The following is a 25,910-nucleotide window of genomic DNA, read 5'->3' on the forward strand; positions in this document are numbered from 1 at the left end:
AATGTGAAAGAATTAGGTCTCAAGCACTTTTATATACCCGACGATCAGTCGGTGTATCTGCTGTCGCACAAAGATGCAAAAAAACTAAAAGACTGGTTTGCGCTCTGTGAACGGCAACTAGAAAAACTCGGCTATTTTGGCGTTGAATTAATCGGTAAAGGAGCCTTTGGTTTTGCCTTCGCTGGCAAGTCCGCATTACGCGAAGAAAGGGTGTTTAAATTCTCAAAGGTAACCTTGCCGCAACACGTACAAGACCGCCTAGAAGAAGAAGCCTATATGCAAGGCCTACTAACACATCCGAACATTCCTAAAGTCATCGCCTTTCAAAAGATAAAACGTCAGTCAATATTAGCGATGAAACGAGCACCCGGAGAAGATTTAGAACAGTTTTCACTTAAGCATGGCCCCCTTCGTATTTCAACGATTATTAGTATATTAACGAGTCTCTGCGATGTTTTACTAAAGTTGCGAGAATTTTCGGAAAATGGCGCATTGAAACCCATCGTGCATGGTGACATTAAGCCTTCTAATATTGTGTGGGACGATTCAAGCCAAACACTCATGTTGATAGATTGGGGCTCGTCGGTGTTTGCGCAACTCGATAATGACGGCCAGCATGTTGGTAACAATGTGATGGACCTGATGTCCAGCGACATGCAACAAACTAATGCAAGATTAGGCGATGTGTATTTTATTGGTGATGATCAATTAAACGGTAAACTTTCTTCCCCGCGTTTTGATGAGCAAGGACTAGCATCAACTATTTATGCGCTCGCCTCAGGTCAGTCTTCTCGTTTTGGCCGCCACGTAATAAAAGCGACATCGCTAGGCTTACCGCAAGCGTTGGCCGAATGCCTTGACGCGATGCTAAGTGATGATCACGCCACACGCTTAAAAGGAGGCGATTATTTATTCAAAAATTATCACCACTTTACGCGCTTAGTAATAAAAGACGTCGAGGATAAGCGGGTATGTTTGCTACCTACTTGGATTAGTCAGTCGACCAAAGATATTGAAACGGTTGTGTACAGCTCGCGCAAGTCTTTTTTACGTGAACAAGCGGGATTTGACAACGCAAACTTAAATTACGTCGATGACGCGCAGTTTGACCGCTATTACAAAAATTATTTGCACGGCATGGGCGAAACAGAAAAAGCATTTATCTCAGCGGTAAGTCGACTTGGCAAGTACCCTGTTGTAGGTGGTTTAGCGATACGTTGGGAAGCGGCAGGGATATATGTGGATTCGTCGCTCAAATTGTATAATCCTTTAATGCAATATTCCTTCGACCGCAGTGTCGATAACATGATTACTTTAGCGCGCGCCATTGATGGCAAGGGCGTGTTTAAGTCTTGTATGTTTAATGCAAAAAACACCTTGCACGTAGAACGCAGGCATGAAAATGCGAAATTTATACCCAGTCAAAATATGCTCATTCCCTACGAGTTAAGCAAAGTGTCTATAGGTGAAGACCAATCACGTATGCATTCTTATTTTGAAGATGGTGAAGACCCTGATGAACTCTTAAAATTACCTGCCGATATGCTAGAACGACTGCATGAATTAAATCATATACACCATACGGGTTGTATTATTTTTGAAGCTTTGCCTAAGCATTTAAAAATCCATAGCTACTATACTTTGCTGGATCATTCACAAGAAGCCAAATTTAAAGCCTTGCTTGGACAAATTATTCAGCATATCCCAACGATAAAAGGCTTAGGTATATCGGGCTTTATGAAACTTCCTTACAAAGATACGCGGTTTTTTGATTTTCAACCGACCTTGGCAACGCGTTTCCACCCAAGAAATCCTTACGAGTCTTAAGACTTCATCATTGTTGTTGCCCGAAACGGTTCCTATCGCGCTGTTTACTCACTATACTTACGCCCTCAAATAATCGATTTAGGAGCTTATATGAGCACTGCACGTTTACAGGTGTTGTTTGAATTAGAAGAACTAGAACAAGGCCTATACCGTGGTAAAAGCTGGGATCTAGGATTTAGAGCACTTTACGGAGGGCAAGTCTTAGGACAGTCTGTTATTGCTGCTTATCGAAGCCTGCACGATGACCGACGTATTCACTCCTTTCATAGTTATTTTTTATTGCCTGGGGATGCGAGTAAAGCGGTTGTTTACGAAGTTGAAAATGTACGTGATGGTCGTAGTTTTTCGGCGCGTCGTGTTAAAGCTATTCAAAATGGGCGCACCATCTTTTATATGACGGCTTCTTTTCAAAAACCAGAAGAGGGCCTTGCTCATCAATTTAGTGATATGCCAAAAACACCTTCGCCTGAGAGTGTCGAGAAAGACATTCGTTTTTACGACGATAACTTTGATAAATTATCTTCTCGCATGAAAGAAGCCCTACCTTTTCACCGCCCTGTTGATATACGCACCATCGACGGCGCACATTCGTTTAAAGCGGTAAAAAGAGAGCCTAAAAGGCAATTATGGTTAAGAGGAAGCGATGAAACCTCATCTGATATTGCCTTGAATCAGGCATCCCTAGCGTACGCATCTGACTACCATTTTTTGAGTACAGCATTACAAGCTCATGGCCTTGCGGTTCAAGACAAAAGTTTGCGCCTAGCGACAATCGATCATGCGATGTGGTTTCATCACTCTTTTCGATTTGACGATTGGTTAATGTATGAAATGGAAAGTCCGTTCAGCGGCAACGGAAGAGCCCTCGTGCAAGGTAAAATATACAACAAAGAAGGGGTGTTGGTCGCTTCGTCAGTTCAAGAAGGGCTTTTGCGGCAAGTTAAAAAATAAACTTTCACTTGCCCTAATTAAAAAGGCCTGGAACAAAAAGTTCCAGGCTTAGGGGTGTGGCTCATTTAAGAGCCTTGCGCTAACTTTTACGTCCGATATTTAGCAGAGCTTAATTTAAATAACGATAATTAAAACTCTAAGAACGTCTTATCTTCCGCGGAATGTCCATATAGGGGGAGAAGTATTCATAAAAACCAAACTAGATATTTACTATACCGTATTTACTATTTAAAAATAAAGGGCTTTCTTACAAAAACATTTCATTACGTCTTCGTCAAGTAAGGTGCGGGTATTTATTGAGTATGCAGACATTACTAAATATCTATACATTTCAATAAGGTAGTTGTAAAACTCCTAGAATGCTTAGGCTACTTAGTAGCATTCTATCTACAGATATTGCACAACTTACCCACAGGTTTATCCACTACCATCGCTGAATTGTTGACAAAAAAACACTAAAAAAGCCCTAATTATTAGTGTTGCTGCTTTGATTTTATTAAAATCAGCGCGTCTTGAGGTGGTATTAAATATTCAGCACCTTCGTCAGTAATTACGACCATTTCTTCTACTGAAATAGTTTTTGGTTCTCCATTGTCCATTATCCAACTATGAAAACCATCAAAGGCGAAAGTCATGCCGGGTTTTAAAATCTTGTTTCCCTGCACCTTAGACGAGCTTAAACTTGGGCCTGAGTCATGTGCAACGTAACCAACCGGATGACCTGTACTCCACATAACAGGAATCGAGCCAGTATTGGTCATGACTTTTCGCTGAGCGAGGTCTACATCTTTGCCTGTGGCGCCGGGTTTCATTGCATTGAAGGCAGCTGCACGTCCTTGTTTAGCACTTTGCCAATAATGAGCTATATCTTTAGGAGGGCTTGTTTCATCGGCTCTGAGTACGTAGGCAAATCGTTGTATATCAGTCACCCATGTATCAAAAACGCGAATACCAAAATCAGTTTGTATCACATCACCTGCTTGAATAATCCGGTCGGTTGCGTGGCTGTGACCGCGGTCGGTGCCCGATACCACATTTGGATTTTGCGAAGGGGCCCAGCCATCAGTGACTCCATATTCCTGCATTTTTTGTTTTAAAAATCGTGCAAGCTCGGCATCGGTGGTTTTGCCAGGAATAACTTGTTTATAGGCTTCTATTTGCCATTGAGCCGTCAATTTAGCCGCTTCACGCATTATATCGACTTCTACTGGTAACTTAATTGCCAAATATTCTTGAATGAGTTGATTGGCGCTAATAAGCTTTTTTGTGCTTGTGTCTCCAAGGGCTTTTGCTAAGGCAATATATTGAGTGTAACTAATCCCATCTGCTTGGGGATCGTCTACCGACATATTAATTGCAATGTTTCCAAAGTTTTGTCGCTTAATAAAATCGCTTGCCACAACCAAGGCACTAGCTTCGCGTCCGACTTCTACCACCTTATCTAATAGCCCAATATCGGCCAAGGCGGTCGCCTCACCGATGGGTGAGAAGGCGATAGAAACAACGTTTTGAGCCTTTACGCTTTCGTTGTTATCTTTGTCGACATAAAACAAAAATACTGCTGTTTTGCCGGCATTCTCGCAGCCAACATGTTTAGCCATAGGATCATTGTTATTTTCTCTGCAAATGACCAGCCATGCATCAACCTCGGCCGTTTTCATCGCTTGCGGCAGAACCTGTTGCAGACGTTGTTTACGAATTTCAGGCCAAGGGCTGGGGCCCTTAAAATCCATCATACTATGGCTATAAGCACTCACGCCCAATGTTAATAAGAGTGTGATAAAGGTGCGCTTTATAACGCGATAATGGATACTATTGTTTTTCATCAAAATCACCTATTTAAAATTAACTCATTGATAACGGTATAAATAGTAAATCAAATCGCGCCAAACACAATGTTATCTTTTAATCCCAAATTTTGATGTTATTATTTAACAAAGCCATTGCTAAGGCATAGCTTTTCGACCATAACACCGCTTGGCTATTTCATTATCCTTAGCAAGTGAGTGTAATAATGATAATAAGAGGGCACTTATGCTTCATAAAACCTGGTTGGCATTTATTGTTAGTGCATTTATTGCGACCTGCATCAAAGTATTTATTACAGGTGATATGGGCGGCTTTGAAGAAGTAATGAATGCAGTTACCAGTATGGCACGCACCAGTGTTGATATAGCGCTGGGTCTAATTGGCTTACTTGCGTTTTGGTTGGGTATTTTTAAAGTCGCAGAGAATTCTGGACTGATTGCAAAATTCTCGCGCTTACTCGCTCCTTTACTCTGCCGAATCATGCCAGATATTCCAAGAGACCACCCGGCCCTTGGCAGTATAACAATGAATATGTCAGCCAACATTTTAGGTCTCGACAACGCCGCAACGCCTTTTGGTATAAAAGCCATGCAAGATATGCAAAGTCTCGCGCCTGTTAAAGATACCTTGACCAATTCACAGATATTGTTTTTAGTGCTCAATACCTCATCGGTCACTTTATTTCCCATCGCGGTTTTCCTTTATCGAGGAGAACAAGGCGCTGCCCAACCAACAGATGTATTTATTCCGATACTTCTTGCCACTAGTGCATCAACACTTGTGGGTTTATTTGTTACCTGCGCAGTTCAACGGATTAATTTATTCAATAAAGTAGTTATGGTGTATTTGGTTGGTGCGTTTAGCTTACTCGCCGCAGTAATGCTCTATTTTTCTAAGCTCGCTGCCGATCAACTGGCAAGTCAATCAAGTTTAGTCGCTAACTTTGCTCTTATGACCTTCATTGTTGCCGTCCTTATAATTGGTTGGCGCAAAGGGCAAAATACCTATGAGCAGTTTGTTGATGGCGCAAAACAAGGCTTTGAAGTCGCTATTTCGATTATTCCTTTTTTACTCGCAATGTTGTTTGCGATCGGCATGTTGCGAGCAAGTGGTGTAATGGAATTTGTAAGTGACCAGATAGCTTATTTGGTTGCTTTACTTGGTTTTGATACGCGCTTTGTTGATGCACTTCCAACGGCCATTATGAAACCCCTAAGTGGTTCTGGTGCCCGCGCGTTAATGATAGAAACTATGCAGTTTCATGGTGCTGACTCTTTTGCAGGGCGACTTGCATCAGTTATGCAAGGGTCGACTGAAACCACTTTTTATGTTTTGGCAGTATATTTAGGAGCGGTAGGTATTAAACATAGTCGATACGCGGTCGGTTGTTGTCTCGCCGCAGATCTTGCGGGTATTCTGGCATCCATTTTTGTTTCTTATTGGTTTTTTGGATAAAACTTAGGGTATAGGCATTTATGTTAAAAAAATTAAGCTGTTTTTAAGAAATATTGTGGTGTCGCTGTTTGCTATTTTTGTGACCTTTGCCATTCTCGATGCCTTGTGGTTAGGCTGGTTTGCGACATCGTGGTATCAAACAGAGATGCAATCATTGCTACGAAGTGAATATATCAGTTGGCCATGGGCGGTGTTTTACCTAATGTATGGCGGTGTTACTTTTGTTTTAACCATTGTCCCTAATAGAGAGAAGCCTTGGACTTATTCGGCAATAGACGGCGCTTTATTAGGATTGGCAAGTTACGGTGCATATAATTTAACCTGCTATAGCATTATAGAAGGCTTTAGCTTAAAAATAATGCTCATTGATTGGACTTGGGGGTATTTCTTAGTTCAGTATCCGCAACTGCCGGATGGTTTGGTTTTCAAAGCTTACGCAAAACGTAAGCTTAGCCAAGAACAGAGACGTCAATATTTTCCAGTAGTGTACAAAGCTGTATTAGGGGCAAGCCAACTAAGGTATTTGGATCATCGCCTTCAAGTTTCGTGAACAGGCTAATGCCTAAGCCTTCAGATTTAAAGCTACCGGCACAGTCATAAGGTTGTTCTCGTAGTAAGTAGTTTTCAATCTGGGTCTGCGTTAGTTGTCTAAAATGAACACGAAAAGTGTCGACAAGGGTCTGCACTTGCAAGCCTTTTTCATTATTAGGCGACATAAGGCATAAGCCGGTTAAAAACAAAACGCTTTGCCCACTAACTCCACTCAATTGTTTAACAGCATTCTTATGGTTACCAGGCTTGCCCAATATTTGCTGGCCTTGCGTAATCGCCACTTGGTCTGAGGCAATAATAATATGTTCAGGAAAGTGCGGGCGCAAAGCCGTTGCTTTTTGCTCGCTTAATCGACTGACCATGGCATGGGGAGTTTCGTTTGCTAAGCGTGCTTCATTTATATTGGGTGAGGCTTGAATGAATTCTAAGCCTAGCTGCCTTAGTAAAGTAGCCCTATATTTTGAAGACGAAGCAAGCAAAATAGGGGGATAAGATGTATTTGGAGAAGCCATATACGAGTTGAACCTATACTGAGAATGTATTACGTAGTCTATTGTACACTTGCGCATTTGTTTTAAGAACATAAGTCTTGCGTTAAAAACGCTTTGTTCAAATCGCAAGCTAAATACAATATCCACTCTATCCAATACAAAACGAGTATAGACTATCGGACGATTTGCTTTTAAAGCTTCACATAGTTAATTGAATTTCTAATGAAAAGCTTTGACTAAAGCGGTTTAAATCTATATCATGCGCGCGCTATGGCAAATGTGAAACTACCCAAAAAATTAGATCCCCACAAAAGTGCGCAAAAGCGGTCGAGTTATGACGGCGTATATTTTGCGAACGAAATGTTGAGATTTAGTTCTGCGGTGGTCGCAGTGCAAGCTGAAGTGCCAGTTAAAGTTGAGTTTTTAAAAGACGCGCAGAGTCTTACTTACTTTAGCGGCGAAATGCGTTCACAAGTTCAGCTGATTTGCCAGCGCTGTAACAATGTGTTTGACTACTCAGTACATACTGAGTTTTGTTTCACGCCCGTGCAGGGGACGGAACAAGCAGACGAGTTACCAGACGCATACGAACCGGTACAGGTCGATGACCACGGAGAGATCGATTTGTTCGAACTGCTAGAAGACGAGTTAATCTTGTCTTTACCGATTGTACCATTGCATTCTCAAGAGGAATGTCCGGTGAAAGCGGAAAATATGCAGTTTGGAGAAATAGAACCGGAACCATTGCGTGAAAACCCATTTGCGGTTTTAAAAGAACTTAAGCGAGATTAGGAGTAACCCATGGCGGTACAAAAAAGCAGAAGAACACGCTCTACGCGTGGAATGCGTCGTTCACATGACTCATTACCAGGCGCGACTTTGTCGGTAGATGCGACATCTGGTGAAACCCATCGTCGTCACCACGTGACAAAAGATGGTTTTTACAAAGGTGAAAAAGTGACGGCAGCTAAGTAAGCATAGGCTTATTTAAGTGAATGTCACTGTAGCAATTGATATCATGGGGGGCGATCGCGGCCCCCATGTTTTTTTGGATGCTATAAAAAGAATCCTCACTGATTTTGACGCTGTGTCTATTATTTTATGCGGCGACGAAAGCACCCTCAGTTCATTTACCTCGGCTTTAGCGCCATATTCATCGCGTGTAAGTTACGAAGTTTGCGAACAAATTGTCGAAATGACCGACAAACCTGCGTTAGCGATTAGGCAAAAAAAGCAATCGAGCATGCGCAAAGCATTAGACCTAACACAACAAGATATTGCCCAATCATGTGTAAGTGGCGGTAATACCGGCGCGTTAATGGCGATGGCTTATTATGTCTTAAAAACCATTCCGGGTATTTCTAGACCTGCGTTATGTACCTTACTACCTACACAAAATAGCAAGAAAGTATTGCTTTTAGATTTAGGCGCGTCGATTAACTACGACGCAGAAAACCTCTTTCAATACGCAGTGATGGGCTCTGTTTTAATGCAGCAGACCCAAGGTATACAATCACCTGCTGTAGCGCTGCTAAACGTGGGTGAAGAAGATATTAAGGGAAATAGCTTAGTAAAACACGCCGATAGTTTAATTCGAAACTGTGAATCTCTAAACTATGTCGGCTATGTAGAAGGGGATGATATTTTTGCCGGCGAAACGGATGTTGTTGTTACCGATGGATTTACCGGTAATGTCGCGCTCAAAGCCAGCGAAGGAATTGCGAAATACCTCCTAGAAGAAATCAAAACACTCTCAAAAGAAACTTTTTTTGCTCGTATTTTAAGCAAACTAGCACTGCCTCTCTTAAAAAGCCTATATCAGAGAATGAACCCCGACCAGTATAATGGCGCTAGTCTGTTAGGATTGCGATCTACGGTTATAAAGAGTCATGGAAATGCGTCATCTGATGCTTGCTACTACGCAATAGCACAAGCAATTAATGAAGCACAACAGGCTGTTCCGGAAAAAATAAAAACTAAAATAGAACAAGAGTTAATGGAGCACTAGTGACTATGTATTCCCGAATAATTGGCACGGGCAGTTATTTCCCAAATGATGTACGTAGTAATGCCGACCTTGAAATCATGGTCGACACCTCTGACAAATGGATTACTGATCGCACCGGTATTAAAGAACGCCGCCTGATAGGTGCTGATGAGACAGCAGCGACAATGGGCGCTGAGGCATCGATAAAAGCACTTGAAGCTGCGCAATTGTTGCCTAGCGATCTTGATATGATTGTGTGTGCAACCACAAGTGGGCGTTACGCGTTACCTAGTACAGCCTGCGAAATACAGAAAATTCTCAAAGTTGACAATATACCGGCCTTTGATATTGCAGCTGCCTGTGCAGGCTATTGTTATGCCCTGAGCGTAGCGGACCAATACATTAAAAGTGGCATGGCAAAGCGTATTTTGGTTATCGGTACAGATTGTTTAAGTCGCTTGATTGATCCAAAAGACCGCACCATGGTGATACTATTTGGCGATGGAGCAGGGGCAACTATTATTGAGGCCAGCGACGAGCCGGGTATTTTATCGACGCATATCAATGCGGCAGGGTCTTATTCTGACTTGTTAAAAGTGGGTAACCCAACGCGCGGCGATGAAGCGTCTGTGCATGAAAACTGGGGCTCAATGAAAGGTAATGAAGTATTCAAAGTCGCGGTTACCAAACTGAGTGAAATCGTAGAGCAAAGTCTGCAAGCGAACAACATGCAAAAATCGGATCTAGATTGGCTAGTGCCGCATCAAGCCAATTTCAGGATAATAAAAGCGACTGCGAAAAAGCTTGATATGTCACTTGATCAAGTCGTGTTAATATTAGAAAAATATGGCAATACTTCAGCTGCCACTGTTCCCACTGCGCTTGATATCGCTATTCGAGATGGTCGTATTAAACGTGGTCAAAATCTCTTGCTTGAGGCCTTTGGTGGCGGATTCGCCTGGGCTTCTGCACTGGTAAAATATTAAATAAAACAATAATTAAAGACGAGACCGAATAATGAGTAAATTAGCCTGTGTATTTCCTGGTCAAGGGAGTCAATCTGTTGGTATGTTGTCTGCACTTGCAGATAATTTTAAAGTGGTAGGAAACGTATTCGAAGAGGCCTCAGAAGCGCTTGGATATGACTTGTACAAAGTGAGTCAAACAGATGATGGACAGCTAAATCAAACGGAAATTACCCAGCCGGTACTATTGACCGCAAGTATTGCTTGTTTACAAGTGCTGCGCACAGAAAGTGAATTCACTCCCCAGTTTTATGCCGGACATAGTTTAGGGGAATATACTGCATTGGTAGCAAGTGATGTAATTGGTTTGGCAGCGGGTGTTAAACTAGTGCAAGCCCGTGGTCAATTTATGCAACAAGCAGTTGCGCCGGGAGAGGGCGCAATGTATGCCATTATTGGTCTTGATGATGAAAGCATCGCCGATATTTGTGCAAAAATTGCAGCTGAAACCAAACAAGTGGTGTCGCCTGTTAATTTCAATTCACCTGGACAAGTCGTTATTGCGGGTAATAAAAAAGCGGCAGACTTAGCTGCTGTGGCCCTAAAGGAAGCGGGGGCTAAAAGAGCATTACCACTTTCTGTCAGCGTGCCCTCGCACTGTGCCTTGATGAAAACCGCCAGCGAAAAATTAGAAGCCTTATTAAGCGCAATTCAATTTAAAGAACCGCAAGTGGCAATCGTAAATAATGTGGACGTAGCGGTGAGTAATAATGTTGCAGAGATAAAAAGTGCTTTAGTACGTCAATTGTATTTACCAGTACGCTGGACCGAGAGTATTCAATATCTCGTGAAACAAGGAGTTGACGAAGTGGTAGAAGTAGGGCCAGGAAAAGTATTAAGTGGTCTTATGAAACGCATAGACAAGAGTATTGCGACACGTAGCGTGAATAGTCCAAGCGATATTCTATAAAAATAAAACACTGTATATAAAGTAATCCGAGGGAAACTATGTTTGAACTAACTGGAAAGGTCGCATTAGTCACTGGCGCTAGCCGAGGCATTGGTAAAGCAATCGCCGAGCAACTCGCTAGTCTAGGTGCTACGGTTATTGGCACAGCAACAAGCGATAATGGCGCGAGCGCGATATCTGATTATTTAGGCGATTCGGGCCGCGGTATGCGCTTGAACGTTACAAATAACGAAGAACTGCTTGCAACCGTTGCCAACATTACTGAGACTTTTGGTAGTATTGATATCCTCATTAATAACGCCGGTATCACCCGCGACAATTTATTAATGCGGATGAAAGAGGATGAGTGGGATGATATTTTACAAACTAACTTAACCTCTGTGTTCAAATTATCTAAGGCCGTCATGCGCGGTATGATGAAAAAGAAAAACGGTAGAATTGTATCAATTGGTTCGGTAGTGGGTTCTACAGGCAACGGCGGCCAAGCGAATTATGCGGCAGCAAAAGCGGCTGTAATTGGTTTTAGTAAGTCAATGGCACGAGAAATTGCGTCGCGTGGAATTACGGTTAACGTAGTCGCCCCTGGTTTTATTGATACTGATATGACCAAAGGTCTGACCGATGACCAAAAAGCCGCCATTTTTAAAGATATTCCAGCAAACCGATTGGGACAACCAAGCGAGATTGCAGCAACAGTGGCGTTTTTATGTTCAGATGCCGCTGCTTATATCACCGGCGAGACCATCCATGTTAATGGTGGTATGCACATGGGATAGATCAATGTATGATTGGTTATCAGCAATAAAGACCGAAAATACAGTTGATAGAATTGAATTTTTAACCAATAATAAACAAACATGTGGTTTGACCACGGATTTTTTATTTGGTTAAGCTTGCATGGCGAGGATAAGGTCAATAGACTACCCACGCTAAATTTTTTAGGTATTTAAAGGAAACCTGTAATATGAGTAACATAGAAGAACGCGTAAGAAAAATCATTATCGAACAATTAGGCGTCAAAGAAGATGAAGTTAAATCTGAAGCTTCATTTGTAGATGATCTCGGTGCTGACTCACTAGACACAGTGGAATTGGTAATGGCTCTTGAAGAAGAGTTTGATACTGAAATCCCTGATGAAGAAGCGGAAAAGATCACAACAGTTCAATCTGCTATCGATTACATCAACGCTAATAACGACGCGTAAGACAGTTTTCGAAAAAACGGCTCTTTCGTGGGCCGTTTTTTTATTGCCTTAGCTTATGTGTAAACTAGGAGGCTATAGTGACTAAACGTCGCGTAGTTGTTACCGGTGTTGGCATGCTGACTCCGCTAGGGAATGACGTAGATTCTACGTGGTCAAATATTCTTGCAGGTAAAAGCGGTATCGATAAAGTAACGCTTTTCGACACCCAAGAATACAATACAAAAATCGCGGGTGAAGTCAAAGACTTCGCGGTTGAAGACTACATTCCAAAAAAAGAAGCAAAAAAAATGGATCGCTTCATACAATTGGGTATCGCAGCAGGCATTCAAGCCTTACGTGACTCTAATTTAATTGTAAGTGATGAAAATGCTGGCCGTGTAGGTGTTGCTATCGGTTCGGGCATTGGCGGTCTTCCCTTAATTGAAGAAAACCATAAAAAACTACTAAACAGTGGTCCGAAAAGGGTCTCACCGTTTTTTGTTCCCTCAACAATTACCAATATGATTTCTGGCTTTCTTTCTATAATGGAAGGCTTGAAAGGTCCAAATTTAAATGTGGTAACTGCTTGTACAACTGGTGTGCATAACATTGGTATTGCTGCGCGGACGATCGCTTATAACGATGCTGACGCCATGCTAGCAGGCGGTGCTGAAGCAACTATTACACCCTTAGCCTTTGCTGGATTTGGATCGGCTAGAGCCCTCTCTACGAACAATGACTCTCCTCAAAGCGCAAGTCGCCCTTGGGACAAAGACAGAGATGGTTTTGTTATGGGAGAAGGCGCGGGTGTGGTAATGCTCGAAGAGTATGAAGCGGCAAAAGCCCGAGGCGCGAAAATATATGCTGAAGTTGTTGGCTTTGGGATGAGTGGTGATGCATATCACATGACTTCGCCCCCTGCGGATGGCGCTGGTGCTGCACTAGCAATGGCAAACGCAATAAACGATGCACAAGTTCAAACGCCTTTGATTGGTTACATTAATGCTCACGGTACTTCTACACCTGCAGGCGACGTAGCTGAGGTTGCCGCTATAAAAAGCATTTTTGGTGAACACGCGTCCAAATTAAAAGTAAGCTCTACCAAATCAATGATTGGTCATTTATTAGGCGCTGCAGGTTCGGTTGAAGCAATCTTTACGATTTTGGCTTTACGTGACCAAATTGCGCCGCCAACGATTAATTTAGATAACCCAGGCGAAGGTTGTGATTTAGACTTTGTTGCTAATGGGGCATCTGCTTTTACGGCCGATTATGCCTTGTGTAATTCTTTTGGCTTTGGTGGCACTAACGGGTCGTTATTGTTTGCTCGCGAAAAATAGTACTCAAAGGCTCGTGATATGAGCTAATATTTGCTAAATTAAGTGAAGAAATTTAACCAATTGTCTTCACTTTTTTTTGTCTTCAAATCGCCAGGGAAACATGAAAAACACGCAACTATGAATATATTCATTGCAAGCTATTTATCTGAATCCGAGCACGTTATCGCGTCTTCAAATGCGAAAGCGGATTTGCTGCTTGCAAAATCAGATATACACCCTTTTCAGGCCAAAGACCTTAGTGGTATTTCTGTCAAAGACAGGTCGATGAACTACGGTGATGGATGTTTTACCACCATATACGCCCAAGAAAATAGTATTTTTTTATTGCCAGCCCACCTGCAAAGGTTACTTCGGGACTGTCACAAACTCGGCATTGAAATATGTACAGAGACTATACACCAGTGGTTGATTCTTGGCCTAAATACGATGGTACCAGAGTCTATTAATGCCTTTGCAATAAAAATTTTAGTTTCAAGGGGCATGGGTGGCCGAGGTTATGAGTTACCTCAATCGCCTAACACACAGATTGTAGTTAGTTTATTTCCGGTCTCCTCACTATCATTAGAAGACTTAAATAATGAAGAATATCGCTTTGTTGTTCGCCAGGCCAATATGCGCCTGTCTTCGCAAGTACTGTTGGCAGGAATTAAACACCTAAATCGCTTAGAACAAATTCTTGCCAAACGCGAGTTGCAAAATAGCAAGGTGGAGGATTTATTATTATGTGATCAAACAGGCAAATTGATTGAGGCAACCGCATCCAATATTTTTTATCGTAAAGAAGGTATTTGGTATACCCCCGACATGGGAAACTCAGGTGTTAACGGTGTTATGCGTGATGCCATCTTGTCTTTTATGCAAAAAGAAGGTCTGCAGTACCATATAAAGATAGCGCTTTTTAATGACTTATTCGACGCAGACGCGATCTTCTTATGCAATGCTATTAGATTTATCATTCCGGTATCGGCTATTGCTGCGGGTCATAAACAGTATCAATATGATGTTTCTACTCCAAGAGAACTATTAGTCAACTTATATGATTATTTGAGTGTTCATCATGTCGAAAAACTTAAAGACCTAAAATGAAAAAAGTAATCTTGCTTGTTCTCACCTTGATTATGCTGCTGAGTTTAACCTTGTTAGGCTTTATATGGCATAAAGTAAAGGATATAGAGTCAGTATCACTCCCTATAACAGAAACAACTGAGTATACCGTCGTAAAAGGGATGAGCTTGTACCAAGCGGTTGAGGGTTTACGTAAATACACCCCTATAGACCGGCTAGGCTTTAAACTATGGCTGCAATTTCATCCAGAGCAACAAAATATTCAATCGGGAACTTATGAGTTGCTCCCAAATATGAATTTTGTTGATGTTTTGAACATGTTTAATAGTGGCAAAGTGAAACAGTTAAACATCACTTTATTAGAGGGCCATACAATTTCACAATGGCTAACCAGTTTGTCATTAGCCAAAGGAGTAGACAATGATGTAAGTGATGCAGAGAGTCTATATGATCGTTTAGATATAAAATCATATCCCTTCTGCGCAAATGAGTATAAAAGTGTAGAAGGGTGCATGCTTCCAGATACCTACTTTTACACTCACGGAACCGCGAGCAGTGAAATCTTAAAACGTGCCTTACTGGCGATGCAAAAGTATCTTGCCAGTATATGGGAATCACGTTTTATAGACCTGCCTATTGACTCTCAATATGAGGCCTTAATTTTAGCGTCTATTATCGAAAAAGAAACCGCGATTGAATCAGAGCGCAGCGAAATAGCGGGTGTGTTTGTTAATCGACTTAATAATAATATGCGCTTACAAACTGACCCTACCGTAATTTATGGTATTGGTAAAAGTTATGATGGCAACATTACGCGCAAACACTTAACAACCCCGACACCATACAATACTTATGTTATTAAAGGTTTGCCAATAACGCCTATTGCAATGCCAAATAAAGCCTCTATTCGAGCTAGTTTATTTCCAGCATTAACCGATTCGCTTTACTTTGTGGCGACGGGAAATGGCGGGCATCAATTTTCTACAAACTTAGCAGATCATAACAAAGCAGTTCGCGAATATTTAGAACAACGAAAACTCAACTTGAGTAGCGAAAATAACCAGTAAGGACAATAATGAAGGCAGCGTTTATAGTTGTGGAAGGCCTAGAAGGTGCTGGTAAAAGCACCATCATTGAAACGCTTAAAGGATTCTTTACTGAGCGTGGCCATAGCGTAATATGTACGAGAGAGCCGGGGGAACTCCGATGGCTGAAGCCATAAGGGAATGCGTAAAGCATTCTTGGGACACTGAAGAGGTTACCCAAGAAACAGAATTATTATTGATGTATGCGGCTCGCAGCCAATTGGTGCACAACGTAATACAGCCTGCGTTAGCACAAAACACCTTTGTCATTGGTGATAGACATGATTTGTCATCGCTTGCATACCAAGGTGGAGGACGCCAAGTTCCGTTATCAAATTTACAACAGTTGAAAAAACTCACCTTAGGTGAGTTTAGTCCAGATTTCACATTGTATTTGGATATTGACCCAAGTATTGGTCTCCAAAGAGCAAGGGGGCGCGGGGAGTTAGACCGTATTGAGCAGGCGGGCTTAGCATTTTTTGAACGCGCAAGAGAAACCTACAAAGAGCAGGTCGCTCTGCTTGATAATGCTGTAACAATCAACGCTCACAATCAGCCAGAAAAAGTAAAAGCGGATGCATTAGGTGCATTACAGCACTGGTATTCCACAACAACAGGTGAAGCATAAATGTATCCTTGGCTAGTCCCCCTTTTTGAAAAACTGCAAGAACGTGTAAAAAATCAACAATTGCATCATGGTTTACTTTTTGTTGCTGACCAAGGTGCAGGCGAAAATAACGTTATCAATGGGCTCGCTAAGACCATATTATGCGTAAACAAAAATGCTTGTGGCGAATGTAAGTCATGCAAACTGTATATTGCCCATTCGCATCCCGACATGAAGCGAGTTGTTTCAGACAAGCCCAGCATTGGTGTAGATTTGATTCGACAAGTATCAGAATTCGTTACCTCTACTTCTCAGCTATTAGGCAATAAAGTAGTACTGATTGAAAACATAGAAAGTATGACCGAATCTGCGAGCAACTCCTTGCTTAAGACACTAGAAGAGCCCAATCAAAATACCTATATTCTATTAAGTACCACCAAGCCAAATGCGCTTTTAGCTACCATAACAAGTCGTTGTGAAAAAATTAGAATCGCTATTCCTAGTGCACTTGAAAGTTTAGATTGGTTAGCAAAGCAAACATCTAAAACGGTGACGTATGAAGGCTTAAAGGCATATGGCGGCTCGCCAATTGATTATTTAGCGTCATTGAATGAAGATACTAATACCTATGCCGCGTTTTGTGCGGATCTAGAACAATTAGCAGTAGGGGGTACCAGTGAACTTTTACTTGCTGAAAAGTGTAAAAATGAAGCTGAAACGATTCTTGCTTGGCTTTATCAAAAAGCAGTATTGCTTTATCAAAACAATCTTGAAAGTGCTGAATCGACCTCATCAACTAGCATCAGCCAAACTAAATTACAAATTGAAAAGTTGATTTTTGATTGTCAAAAGGCAAATAAAAAAATTGGTCAAGCAGGTATAAATAAAAGCCTCATACTTCAACAACTTTTTCAAAAATATAAAAGTTTATAATCATAAAGATATAAAGGGGACAGGGTGTTTGTTGATTCTCATTGCCATTTAGATAGACTAGATAAAAGTAAAGAAGCGCTTGATGAGGTAGTTGCACAAGCCTTACAAGCGAAGGTTCAACATATGCTTTGTGTTGCCGTATCCGTGAAAGAATTTGCAACAATGAAGCAAAGCGTTAGTCACTTTCCTCAGGTGTCCATGTCCTGTGGCGTTCATCCACTACATAGTGAAGATGTTTGTGACTATGACGATTTATTAACGCATGCGCGCTTGTCGGATGTTGTTGCCGTAGGTGAGACCGGGCTTGACTACTTTTATAGTCAAGATACGGCCAAGGTGCAACTAGACTCCTTTATAGATCATATTAAGGTAGCGAACGAAGTTAAAAAGCCCCTTATTATTCATACACGAAGTGCTCAAGAAGATACCCTTGAAGCCCTAAGAACACATTATGATAAAAATACGGGTGCTGTATTACACTGTTTTACAGAAAGCCTTGAAATGGCAATGGCAGCGATTGATATGGGTATATATATATCCATTTCGGGCATAGTTACCTTTAATTCAGCAAAAGATTTACAAGAAACAGTAAAACGCATTCCACTTGACAAATTGCTGATTGAAACCGACTCACCATGGTTGGCACCTGTGCCTTTTAGAGGTAAGAAAAATGAGCCTAAACATGTTGTTGAAGTTGCAAAATTTATTGCAAATTTAAGAGGTATCTCAGTAGAAGAATTAGCAAAGCAAACAACTGATAACTTTTACCGCTTGTTCACGCACGTAAAACGACAGGAGTAGTTTACACATGGAATTTCCAAGATGGCGCCAATCTCTCGCACGCTCACTTCACGTTCAGCGCAGCAAAGTTGAATCTAGGTTTTTTCAAGCCGCAAGCGTGTTAGGTTCTAGTACAAATGCATCTGACAATAAGCTATTCATAGAAAATCGTACATTAGTATTTAGAGGCTTCGCTGATAATAACAATGACATATTAGCGGTAACTGATTCGAGAAGTGAGAAAGTAGCGCAATGGAAAGAGCACCCACAAACTCAAATTTGCTGGTACTTTAGTAAGAGTCGCGAGCAATATCGTATTAGTGCGACAGTGATTTTGCTAGACGGGCAACACCTATTAAGTGCACAAGAGGCTGTAGACGATGTAACTGTTTACGCAAAATTACGCCACAAAGTATGGAATGATTTATCAGATAAGGCCAAGCACCAGTTTCTTTCGCCACGACCCAAACACCCAGTACAAGAAGCTAATAAAAACCTAGAGCACAAAGGCAATATTGACGATCTTAGCGGAATTCCAAGGAACTTTACCCTCATCTGTTTTGTAGCGAATTATGTTGATTACTTGAACTTAAGAACAGAGCCTCAGTTACGTGAAATTCACGAAAATCATCAAGGAATTTGGGATTATCAGACCGTTAACGCATAAAGTAGTTTCACTAACCCGTTGATTCTAATTAGCCTTATATTTTTTATCTATCTATTGCATAGCGTGGTTTTTAGCTACTAAAACCTGGCTGAACTACCGTTTAGGTCACTGATTTACGATATTATAATATAAGCCATTGATTAAAATGGCTTAATATTGCAAAAACTAAATCGACACATCTCTCATCTGCTTTAATGTAGATCCAAATTGGCTTCGCACAATTGGGTTAAATTCATATATACCCATAAAGTTAATGTGCGCCCAAGCGATAACCGAGCCAGTCGATATTGATTCAATGACATTCGCACGTTCATCATGTGAATCAAGAGACAAACAATAGTCAGACAAAAATAAGTAGTTCCATAGAATAATCATATTGCGTAACAAGGTATTACTGGCCATGACCAATTGAATCTCGTACTGCAGACCGACTTGTAACTTACCATTTCTTCCAAACAGTACTCTGTCAGCAAGTTTTTGACCTAACTCGACTCTGTTAAGCTGCTTCTGAATATTTTGCCTGAGCGCTTCATCGTCTACATAGTTTAAAATGAAGTGGGTCTTTAGCAAGCGCCCGAATTCTTTAAAGGCTTTATATAGAGTGTTGTCTCGCTCACTACTAGATAACATTTTTAACATTTGTGAAGCACTGCAGCGCTTCAACTTCATAGATGCCATAAGCCTCAATATATCATCCCAATTTTCCAATATAAGTTTCTTATTGATTTGCGTCTTCGGCGCTAATGGCGAATCAGAGTATTTGCTGGTTGTTTTAGACTCATAAGCATAAAGAGTCTGATGATGAACATTTTTAATGCGTGGTGCAAAAGACATGTCCATGAAATGCAAGCCTGCAAAAACAGCTTCAGTATAACGATGCGTGTCGGTGCTATGAAAGTGCTCCTCTATATCGTCTTGCATCAATGCATGTTTTGATGAAACTAACCCTTCAAGGACATAAGGCGCCTCGCGATCTGATGACGTTAAGACATTGACATGAAAAAATGACTGTTTTTCGTCAAGAAAACTATTAACGCTTATCCCTTGTTCTTTGCCGTAATATTTGTATGAATAATTTGCAAGCAGAGAGTTCACGTTAACCACGACTTTCTTACCATCGCTACTTGAATGTAATCTGCCATCATTTTCATTATAAATGGTGGGTAAGGAGAGAGATTGGATCGTTTTAACTAAAAGGTCATTTGCTCGTTGGAAGTTTTGAGTAGATATCCACGAATTTTCAGTATCTTTTAACGCTTTTTCTGAAAATAACTTACTTGCCCTAGCGAGCTCTGTATGACCCAGGTTTGTCCCTAAACTTAATATTGTGGCAAACAGTAAGCGCACGTCTACTTCAGATTTACCAGCACGTGGAAGACGATTACGAAAACAGCCTGAAAAATCAGTATGCCGGTTTATTTCGAACATGACATCTTGAAGCGTAATTGAGCGGGAAGCTCCCAATAGCGTGGGTATGTATTTTGCGATTGAAAATTCGGGGTCTGGATATTTGATCCGCCAAGTACCATCTTCTTTTGTCGAAAAATGTGAGTTTTCATTGTTGTTAATCCGCTTAATGACGTCCTCAAATTTTCTCGTTACGCTCTGACCAATGTCGGCGAGTACCGCTTTTCCGTCTGCAAACTTTTCAAGTGATGCTGCTGCCAACAGCCTTTTTCGATGATGACGCCACTCTTCGATACCAATCATATAACTTGGCGTTTGTCTGTAACGATATGAATAAGTTAACGTTAATGACTTGTCCTTTAGTCCTCTCGCCACACTCATGAATAGGAACGCCCGATATTTGTTTAATGGATTGATATCGTCTTCTTCATTCAGGTGAGCCAGTTCGATTTTACTTAAGAACGCAGTAGGTGAGTCTTCATCAATACTTTTTGGTTGGGATAAGTAGAAGGTTATGGCTTCCAACAGCCCTTGATCCTTGCTTTGCGTATCAAAGCTCATAGACTTAATAACCGGACCTAGTGTGCGCTGGAGTTTGATGCTGTTTTCAAACAGCGAGCGATAATAATCAGCATGTGTAGCTAGTTTAGTAATACTGTTCCCAACACGTTCAATATGCTTTTCAAAATCAGGGTTTTCGGCATTAAAAAAAGCACTTATTAATTGGTGTGCACGCTCGTTTCGTTCTTCAAAAGACAAATCCGCATCTTGGGTGATGGAATATACTAGCTCTAACACTCTCTTGGCATCTTTTGCACTATTTAGTACGTTTTGTTAGCCTCAAGTGTACTGACTCGTTGCTCGTCGCGTTTGGTCCGCTCATTACCTTTTGCTTTGTTTGTAAATTGTTTAACTACTTTCAAAATAGCATCTGCAGCAAAGTCATGGCGCTTATAAAACTGATCATAAATAAAAGACAAATAGTAAAGCGACTGTTTGTTGTCATTTTTCAATCGCCGGATTTCATCGTTGTTCCCTAAGTAGATCGCATCTGAAAAATGTTTAATCGCTTCGTCTGTGAGCCCCATTTTTTTGTAAACAGGTGATAGTTCAAAAAAGTGCACGCCAAACACCTGTAGTATTGCCGCATTTTGATTGAGGACCCTCTGGCCAAGGCCTTGATCGATTCTTTTTAGCTCTCTGATGCTATATAGATGCGATTGCGCAGAAAAAAACTGCAACAGCGACTTTTTCTTTTTGAGTGATAATGACTTTTCAATCAAATCAAGCATCCGTGCTTCATAAGAATGAAAAGCAGTCGAGATAATGTCAACAAACTGATTATATGATGGGATCTCGACGCGGCGCATCCAACAATACGAGACAAGTGCAAACAACATATCTTCTTTGTTCATGCGGATGGATACTAAGCTGTCTGCATGTGCTGCTAATAGTGCATTCGTGTTAGATGTCATCGCTTGCCAGTTGTATTGCGCAAGTATTTGTTTCTTTTGCCGAGAGGCAACTTCTGGCGAATACGTCGATAAATCAATAGTGCTTTTAAGTGATAATATTTTTGTTGCCCTTTTTATATCGGCGTCAATATAGCGACTTGTTTCAAAAAACCGTCCCTTTGCTTGAAAGTAGGCCTTTGACACTAAGTAACCCACCTTGGCAACGTCAGATTGCATTTTGTTCAATATCTTTTTAGTGTCGACATCTAAAGTGAAATAGCCAATAGTTGCTTCTTTCGTTAGTTTTGGTACGCTATCGAACGCTCGCTTTCTCGCTGAAGACAGTACTTTCATTTTCGCCATTTTATCATTCCTTTTAGTTATTAAAATCAACCTGTTAATTACGTTATCCCTAAAAAAGTGCAGTGTACACTGTTGTAATTTAATGAAATGGTAATTAAAACCGCAACATATATAACTGTATCGTCTTAATAAGCTAGTCATTTTCGTGTAGTGTACAACGATTAATATGTCATTAATTCTCGGATGTGCATCAGCAAAAATGTCGCCCACTAACGAACTCTACGCGCCTCTGATAAAGGCATTTGACCACTTTAATCGCGCATTATTTAATAACGAATTGCCGCCTGTCATTTTTACAGTCCAGCGTAAGAAGAACGTGATGGGGTTCTTCGCGGCAAAACGGTGGGGGAATGCGCAAGGTGAGCTCTGCAGTGAGTTAAGTATTAATCCTTCCTATTTTGCTTCGTCGAGAATAATAGAGGTTTTTCAGACCTTGGTTCATGAGATGGTGCATGCATGGCAATTTCATTTTGGTCTACCGAGCGAAGGTCATTACCATAATAAAGAGTGGGCGCAGAAGATGATGGATATAGGCTTGATGCCCTCAGATACCGGGGAGCCGGGTGGGGCGATTGTAGGACGCAATATGAGCGACTTTATTATGAAGCAGGGCGCGTTTATGCAAGCGGCTAACGAACTTCTAGATGACAAAACATTCAATTTACGCTGGGTTGACCGCTTAGCCTTACCTAAACTTCACGAGCCGATAATTGTTGAAAATCCAGTATTTAAACCAAATTCGCTAGTAGAACACTGCGCGCATGCAAGTGATATCATAAACGCAAACGTCATTTCACTGCAGGATGAAGCGCAGTTTGCATCATATGCATCTCAGCGCGAGGGCTTTTCGTCAATGCCGGATTTTTTAATCCCAGAAGTAGCAAAACGCCAAACACGATCAAAGTATGTGTGCCCTAGGTGTAGCACTAAAATTTATGGCAAAGCGTCACTAAATGTTATTTGCGGTGATTGCGAAATACCGTTCATAAAGGAATAACCGCTAATCAGGTTTAGCATGTTATCTCTAGCCACGAGTCTATTTGTTTTATTTTCATTTTGCATGCCACCAATAGTTTGGATTGTATGATCCAAACGTAGACATAATGATTTCATTTTCTTATACAATTCAAGTGTATACAATACACATAAATTAGAATTATAGCCTTACCACTCTTCAAGTGTGCTAAAACTATCAAGCTGCATCTGACCATACCATCTGCTGTATACATATTTTTCTTACATTTCGGTTTCAAACACTAAATGACAAATAAGTATTTTCTATAGGTTGATACAAGCGTCAATTTCATGCACAACATTCAGGGTTGAAGCTTTTTCCCAGAAGGTAGCAATGCGTTTTTACTTTTCTAAACACGCCTTAGGCTATGCAATTCCACTAATAGATGTAATAGATAAATTAGGCAGTATTCTGCGTACCCGCTTTGTCGATGATCAGTGATGACGACAGCATCTATTTAATATCGTTAAGGCTTTAATTGTGACCACAAAGCCTTCAAATCAAACTTTAATTTATTAAGATAAGCAATAACAGTGATATGTTATTGCGACTGAAAAGAAGATGACTTTGTTATGAAAGGATGCGTTACTTTAGTGAGGGAGAAATATGTAACCAGATTTAGACGAACTTTGAGCACGGCTACTATTTTTATAATGTATCTCTGAAAAGAGCAAGGCAGGGCGCCGAAAATATAAGCGCTCACGAAATTGGTGAATATGCCGCTGATTAATATAGTATAAGGTTTGAACAGCAATAGAAACTAGTGGACGTTAGTTTTCTCTGTACAATAGAAAAGAGACATTCACGTGGTACAACCGCTTTCCGATATTCATGGCGTTTGAAATTAACGGCCAACCTAGCGTCGAGTAACATTATGATGGACGGGTTTGTTAATTATCTTTTGTTTAAAAATTTCCCTATGTCTTTTCAAATACTATCTCAAAAATCGTATGATTGTTTGAAGACTCGGCCTTTATCTTTCCGCTATTAATTTCAATCACTGCTTTTGCAATTGTTAGCCCGAGCCCCGCGCCTTGACCATCTCTTTTGCGAGAAGGGTCTGTTCTATAAAATCGGTCAAAAAGTCTACTTATATGCGCTTTTGAAATCGTTTCACCATGGTTAATAACCGATATCGATACCTGTTCTGAGGTTTCTTTGGTTTCAATTACAATGTCGTTGTCAACTGGCGAATATCTGACCGCATTGGATATTAGGTTACTTAACGCTTGTCGAAACATCGTTTTATCACAATTAGCTGTAACGGTTGGGCCAATTAACTGTAGGCTTATATTTCTTTCATCAGCAAGGAGTTCGAAGTATTCTAGCAAGTCTTTAATTTCACTATTAACATCAATATTTTCTTTGTTTGGTTTTATTAAGCCATGCTCAGTTTGCGCAAGTAGTAACATGTCGCTGACCATTTTGGTCATACGTTCGAATTCTTCAAGATTAGAGTAGAGCATTTCTGTATATTGCTCGTTATTTCTAGGTCTGCTTAACATCACCTGAGTTTGAGTGGTTAAATTAGTAATGGGCGTGCGTAGTTCATGCGCTATATCGGCTGAGAAGAAAGACAAGCGAACAAAACCATCTTCGAGTTTTTGCAGCATAACATTGAACGAATCAACTAAAGTGAGTAGCTCCATTGGCACCTCTTCTGAACTGATCCTTGCGTCTAGATGGTCAGCTGATATTGTTTCTATTTTTCGGCTTAGTTTTCGCAGTGGAGAATGGCCTCTATATATGGCGAACCTAGCGGCTAAAATAGTGATCACGGCAGCACACAAGGTAATTAACCACAGCGTTTTCTTAAATTCATCCATATACGTCATATGGAATTCCATGTTAGACGCAACTATTACACTGAAATTGGTTTCGACATTATCTATTAAAATGGTTGCATTTAGTTTTGTCGCTCGGAACATATGCTGAGAATCTTTAAATAGCAGCAGATGCTCTGGTTTAACAGATGTATATGTCCGCGCATATTCTGGGTAGAAGCTAAAATCGACTTCTTTGCTGGTATAAAGTACGTCTCCCATTGCGCTCTCCACATGATAATAAACTCCATGATGCCCTGATACTGCATCTTCAAGTGTGTCTGCTGGAGATGTTTTTTGTAAGCCTGACTCCGCGAGTTGCTTATTAACAGCAACAAATACTTCGTTAAGTTCTCCAGCATCTTGTTCAGTAAAATGTTGCTCTATTGAACGCACCACAATCTCATGCATAATTGTTAAGCATACCACCACCGCAAAACCGACTAGTATCGTAGAGCGAAATGCAAGTGAGTTTGGGACGCGAAACACCTTATTCATTATCAGCCGCTGAAATTTTGTAGCCCATACCACGGATGGTTTGGATAAGTTTCACTGGAAAGTCATCATCGATTTTGGCGCGCAACCGGCGAATAGCAACATCAATAACATTGGTATCACTATCGAAATTGATATCCCATACTTGTGAAGCAATGAGAGAACGGGGTAATACTTCACCTTGTCGTCTAACCATAAGCTCTAACAATGTAAACTCTTTAGTGGTTAGGTTGATGGTTTTGCCCGCCCTTGTGGCAATACGAGAGGGAATATCTAGCTGTAAGTCGGCAATTGCGAGTATATTTGTGGGGGCTGCTATCGTGCGCCTTACTAAAGAGCGCACTCTTGCAAGGAGTTCAGCAAACGCAAAGGGTTTGACCAAATAGTCGTCCGCGCCTAATTCTAATCCCTTTACTTTATCCTTAACACTGTCTCTTGCGGTTAAAAACAGTACTGGCGTATGGTTACCGGCCTCCCTCAATGAACTCATTATCTTCCAACCATCTATATCAGGTAACATCACGTCCAGTATCACGAGTTCAAAGTTTCCCGTCATTGCTTTGTGATGACCATCAAGTCCATTTCTGACTAACTCAACAACAAACCCCGCCTCTGACAAGCCTTGTTTAATATAGTCGCCGGTTTTCACTTCGTCTTCTACCACTAGTATTTTCATGCTTGCTCCA

The 25,910-nt window shown here is 41.0% G+C and carries 24 protein-coding genes and 1 pseudogene; 19 read left to right on the forward strand and 6 right to left on the reverse strand.

Translation table 11 applies throughout. The features are described from left to right. The first annotated feature begins 3 nt into the window (after positions 1 to 3). Together AC0L6H_RS15035 and AC0L6H_RS15040 are read left to right on the forward strand one after the other, a co-directional pair. On the forward strand, positions 4 to 1,827 hold the full coding sequence (locus tag AC0L6H_RS15035; protein WP_473389930.1) for a protein kinase domain-containing protein: 1,824 nt from the start codon (positions 4 to 6) through the stop codon (positions 1,825 to 1,827). Positions 1,828 to 1,917: 90 nt separating this feature from the next. Beyond that, positions 1,918 to 2,778 carry an acyl-CoA thioesterase domain-containing protein gene (locus AC0L6H_RS15040; protein WP_473389931.1) on the forward strand — a complete coding sequence of 287 codons (861 nt, stop codon included), beginning with the start codon at positions 1,918 to 1,920 and terminating at the stop codon, positions 2,776 to 2,778. Between the two features lie 473 nt (positions 2,779 to 3,251). Here AC0L6H_RS15040 and AC0L6H_RS15045 read toward each other — a convergent pair whose 3' ends face one another. Then, on the reverse strand, positions 3,252 to 4,604 hold the full coding sequence (locus tag AC0L6H_RS15045) for a M24 family metallopeptidase (RefSeq protein ID WP_473389932.1): 1,353 nt from the start codon (positions 4,602 to 4,604) through the stop codon (positions 3,252 to 3,254). A gap of 208 nt (positions 4,605 to 4,812) precedes the next feature. Between AC0L6H_RS15045 and AC0L6H_RS15050 the strand changes: the two genes are divergently transcribed. After that, positions 4,813 to 6,042 (forward strand): nucleoside recognition domain-containing protein, encoded by a 1,230-nt coding sequence (locus AC0L6H_RS15050; protein ID WP_473389933.1) that lies wholly within the window; start codon positions 4,813 to 4,815, stop codon positions 6,040 to 6,042. A 79-nt stretch (positions 6,043 to 6,121) separates the two neighbouring features. Then, positions 6,122 to 6,592, forward strand: coding sequence for a DUF2177 family protein (locus AC0L6H_RS15055; protein WP_473394553.1), 471 nt, complete (start codon positions 6,122 to 6,124; stop codon positions 6,590 to 6,592). On the opposite strand, the gene AC0L6H_RS15060 is transcribed toward AC0L6H_RS15055, so the two are convergent. Then, complete coding sequence (locus AC0L6H_RS15060) at positions 6,492 to 7,106, reverse strand: Maf family protein (protein ID WP_473389935.1); 615 nt, start codon at positions 7,104 to 7,106, stop codon at positions 6,492 to 6,494. The genes AC0L6H_RS15055 and AC0L6H_RS15060 overlap by 101 nt on opposite strands. A gap of 249 nt (positions 7,107 to 7,355) precedes the next feature. Between AC0L6H_RS15060 and yceD the strand changes: the two genes are divergently transcribed. The 14 genes and pseudogenes from yceD (at position 7,356) to AC0L6H_RS15130 (ending at position 18,667) form a co-directional block, all read left to right on the forward strand. Continuing rightward, on the forward strand, positions 7,356 to 7,877 hold the full coding sequence (gene yceD / locus AC0L6H_RS15065; protein WP_473389936.1) for a 23S rRNA accumulation protein YceD: 522 nt from the start codon (positions 7,356 to 7,358) through the stop codon (positions 7,875 to 7,877). Positions 7,878 to 7,886: 9 nt separating this feature from the next. Next, positions 7,887 to 8,060: a 50S ribosomal protein L32 gene (rpmF, locus tag AC0L6H_RS15070; protein ID WP_473389937.1), complete on the forward strand. Its 174-nt coding sequence runs from the start codon at positions 7,887 to 7,889 to the stop codon at positions 8,058 to 8,060. Between the two features lie 16 nt (positions 8,061 to 8,076). Then, positions 8,077 to 9,093, forward strand: coding sequence for a phosphate acyltransferase PlsX (gene plsX, locus AC0L6H_RS15075; protein ID WP_473389938.1), 1,017 nt, complete (start codon positions 8,077 to 8,079; stop codon positions 9,091 to 9,093). A gap of 5 nt (positions 9,094 to 9,098) precedes the next feature. Then, a complete protein-coding gene (locus AC0L6H_RS15080; protein ID WP_473389940.1) occupies positions 9,099 to 10,058 on the forward strand; it encodes a beta-ketoacyl-ACP synthase III in 960 nt (319 codons plus the stop codon). Positions 10,059 to 10,089: 31 nt separating this feature from the next. Next, positions 10,090 to 11,007, forward strand: a complete 918-nt coding sequence (fabD, locus tag AC0L6H_RS15085; protein ID WP_473389941.1) for an ACP S-malonyltransferase — start codon at positions 10,090 to 10,092, stop codon at positions 11,005 to 11,007. A 38-nt stretch (positions 11,008 to 11,045) separates the two neighbouring features. Continuing rightward, a complete protein-coding gene (gene fabG / locus AC0L6H_RS15090) occupies positions 11,046 to 11,783 on the forward strand; it encodes a 3-oxoacyl-ACP reductase FabG (RefSeq protein ID WP_473389942.1) in 738 nt (245 codons plus the stop codon). A gap of 188 nt (positions 11,784 to 11,971) precedes the next feature. Then, complete coding sequence (gene acpP, locus AC0L6H_RS15095; RefSeq protein ID WP_473389944.1) at positions 11,972 to 12,211, forward strand: acyl carrier protein; 240 nt, start codon at positions 11,972 to 11,974, stop codon at positions 12,209 to 12,211. A gap of 77 nt (positions 12,212 to 12,288) precedes the next feature. After that, positions 12,289 to 13,530 carry a beta-ketoacyl-ACP synthase II gene (fabF, locus tag AC0L6H_RS15100; RefSeq protein ID WP_473389945.1) on the forward strand — a complete coding sequence of 414 codons (1,242 nt, stop codon included), beginning with the start codon at positions 12,289 to 12,291 and terminating at the stop codon, positions 13,528 to 13,530. Positions 13,531 to 13,647: 117 nt separating this feature from the next. Then, on the forward strand, positions 13,648 to 14,616 hold the full coding sequence (gene pabC, locus AC0L6H_RS15105) for an aminodeoxychorismate lyase (protein ID WP_473389947.1): 969 nt from the start codon (positions 13,648 to 13,650) through the stop codon (positions 14,614 to 14,616). Then, positions 14,613 to 15,662 (forward strand): endolytic transglycosylase MltG, encoded by a 1,050-nt coding sequence (mltG, locus tag AC0L6H_RS15110; protein WP_473389948.1) that lies wholly within the window; start codon positions 14,613 to 14,615, stop codon positions 15,660 to 15,662. Before pabC ends, mltG begins: the two co-directional genes overlap by 4 nt. Positions 15,663 to 15,670: 8 nt before the next feature. Further along, a pseudogene (tmk, locus tag AC0L6H_RS15115) lies at positions 15,671 to 16,308 on the forward strand (dTMP kinase). Then, positions 16,309 to 17,220, forward strand: coding sequence for a hypothetical protein (locus AC0L6H_RS15120; RefSeq protein ID WP_473389949.1), 912 nt, complete (start codon positions 16,309 to 16,311; stop codon positions 17,218 to 17,220). Between the two features lie 24 nt (positions 17,221 to 17,244). Further along, positions 17,245 to 18,021 (forward strand): TatD family hydrolase, encoded by a 777-nt coding sequence (locus AC0L6H_RS15125; RefSeq protein WP_473389951.1) that lies wholly within the window; start codon positions 17,245 to 17,247, stop codon positions 18,019 to 18,021. 7 nt (positions 18,022 to 18,028) lie between these two features. Continuing rightward, positions 18,029 to 18,667: a pyridoxamine 5'-phosphate oxidase gene (locus tag AC0L6H_RS15130; protein ID WP_473389952.1), complete on the forward strand. Its 639-nt coding sequence runs from the start codon at positions 18,029 to 18,031 to the stop codon at positions 18,665 to 18,667. Positions 18,668 to 18,832: 165 nt separating this feature from the next. On the opposite strand, the gene AC0L6H_RS15135 is transcribed toward AC0L6H_RS15130, so the two are convergent. Then, entirely contained in the window at positions 18,833 to 20,872 is a 2,040-nt protein-coding gene (locus AC0L6H_RS15135) for a Tn3 family transposase (protein ID WP_473389954.1), read from the reverse strand. A 23-nt stretch (positions 20,873 to 20,895) separates the two neighbouring features. After that, complete coding sequence (locus AC0L6H_RS15140; RefSeq protein WP_473389955.1) at positions 20,896 to 21,891, reverse strand: DUF4158 domain-containing protein; 996 nt, start codon at positions 21,889 to 21,891, stop codon at positions 20,896 to 20,898. Between the two features lie 166 nt (positions 21,892 to 22,057). On the opposite strand from AC0L6H_RS15140, the gene AC0L6H_RS15145 reads away from it, so the two are divergent. Beyond that, complete coding sequence (locus AC0L6H_RS15145; RefSeq protein WP_473389957.1) at positions 22,058 to 22,888, forward strand: SprT-like domain-containing protein; 831 nt, start codon at positions 22,058 to 22,060, stop codon at positions 22,886 to 22,888. 935 nt (positions 22,889 to 23,823) lie between these two features. Here AC0L6H_RS15145 and AC0L6H_RS15150 read toward each other — a convergent pair. Further along, entirely contained in the window at positions 23,824 to 25,227 is a 1,404-nt protein-coding gene (locus tag AC0L6H_RS15150; protein WP_473389958.1) for a heavy metal sensor histidine kinase, read from the reverse strand. Then, positions 25,220 to 25,900 carry a heavy metal response regulator transcription factor gene (locus tag AC0L6H_RS15155; RefSeq protein WP_411693871.1) on the reverse strand — a complete coding sequence of 227 codons (681 nt, stop codon included), beginning with the start codon at positions 25,898 to 25,900 and terminating at the stop codon, positions 25,220 to 25,222. Before AC0L6H_RS15155 ends, AC0L6H_RS15150 begins: the two co-directional genes overlap by 8 nt. Positions 25,901 to 25,910: the final 10 nt, after the last annotated feature.

The sequence above is a fragment of the Glaciecola sp. G7-5 genome, assembly GCF_055808975.1.

Excerpts from the sequence above, each read along its gene's own strand:
- AC0L6H_RS15040 (WP_473389931.1), top strand. The coding sequence starts at position 1,918 with ATGAGCACTGCACGTTTACAGGTGTTGTTTGAATTAGAAGAACTAGAA.
- AC0L6H_RS15045 (WP_473389932.1), bottom strand. The coding sequence starts at position 4,604 with ATGAAAAACAATAGTATCCATTATCGCGTTATAAAGCGCACCTTTATC.
- AC0L6H_RS15050 (WP_473389933.1), top strand. The coding sequence starts at position 4,813 with ATGCTTCATAAAACCTGGTTGGCATTTATTGTTAGTGCATTTATTGCG.
- AC0L6H_RS15060 (WP_473389935.1), bottom strand. The coding sequence starts at position 7,106 with ATGGCTTCTCCAAATACATCTTATCCCCCTATTTTGCTTGCTTCGTCT.
- yceD (WP_473389936.1), top strand. The coding sequence starts at position 7,356 with ATGGCAAATGTGAAACTACCCAAAAAATTAGATCCCCACAAAAGTGCG.
- rpmF (WP_473389937.1), top strand. The coding sequence starts at position 7,887 with ATGGCGGTACAAAAAAGCAGAAGAACACGCTCTACGCGTGGAATGCGT.
- AC0L6H_RS15080 (WP_473389940.1), top strand. The coding sequence starts at position 9,099 with ATGTATTCCCGAATAATTGGCACGGGCAGTTATTTCCCAAATGATGTA.
- fabD (WP_473389941.1), top strand. The coding sequence starts at position 10,090 with ATGAGTAAATTAGCCTGTGTATTTCCTGGTCAAGGGAGTCAATCTGTT.
- fabG (WP_473389942.1), top strand. The coding sequence starts at position 11,046 with ATGTTTGAACTAACTGGAAAGGTCGCATTAGTCACTGGCGCTAGCCGA.
- acpP (WP_473389944.1), top strand. The coding sequence starts at position 11,972 with ATGAGTAACATAGAAGAACGCGTAAGAAAAATCATTATCGAACAATTA.
- pabC (WP_473389947.1), top strand. The coding sequence starts at position 13,648 with ATGAATATATTCATTGCAAGCTATTTATCTGAATCCGAGCACGTTATC.
- mltG (WP_473389948.1), top strand. The coding sequence starts at position 14,613 with ATGAAAAAAGTAATCTTGCTTGTTCTCACCTTGATTATGCTGCTGAGT.
- AC0L6H_RS15120 (WP_473389949.1), top strand. The coding sequence starts at position 16,309 with ATGTATCCTTGGCTAGTCCCCCTTTTTGAAAAACTGCAAGAACGTGTA.
- AC0L6H_RS15130 (WP_473389952.1), top strand. The coding sequence starts at position 18,029 with ATGGAATTTCCAAGATGGCGCCAATCTCTCGCACGCTCACTTCACGTT.
- AC0L6H_RS15140 (WP_473389955.1), bottom strand. The coding sequence starts at position 21,891 with ATGGCGAAAATGAAAGTACTGTCTTCAGCGAGAAAGCGAGCGTTCGAT.
- AC0L6H_RS15145 (WP_473389957.1), top strand. The coding sequence starts at position 22,058 with ATGTCATTAATTCTCGGATGTGCATCAGCAAAAATGTCGCCCACTAAC.
- AC0L6H_RS15150 (WP_473389958.1), bottom strand. The coding sequence starts at position 25,227 with ATGAATAAGGTGTTTCGCGTCCCAAACTCACTTGCATTTCGCTCTACG.
- AC0L6H_RS15155 (WP_411693871.1), bottom strand. The coding sequence starts at position 25,900 with ATGAAAATACTAGTGGTAGAAGACGAAGTGAAAACCGGCGACTATATT.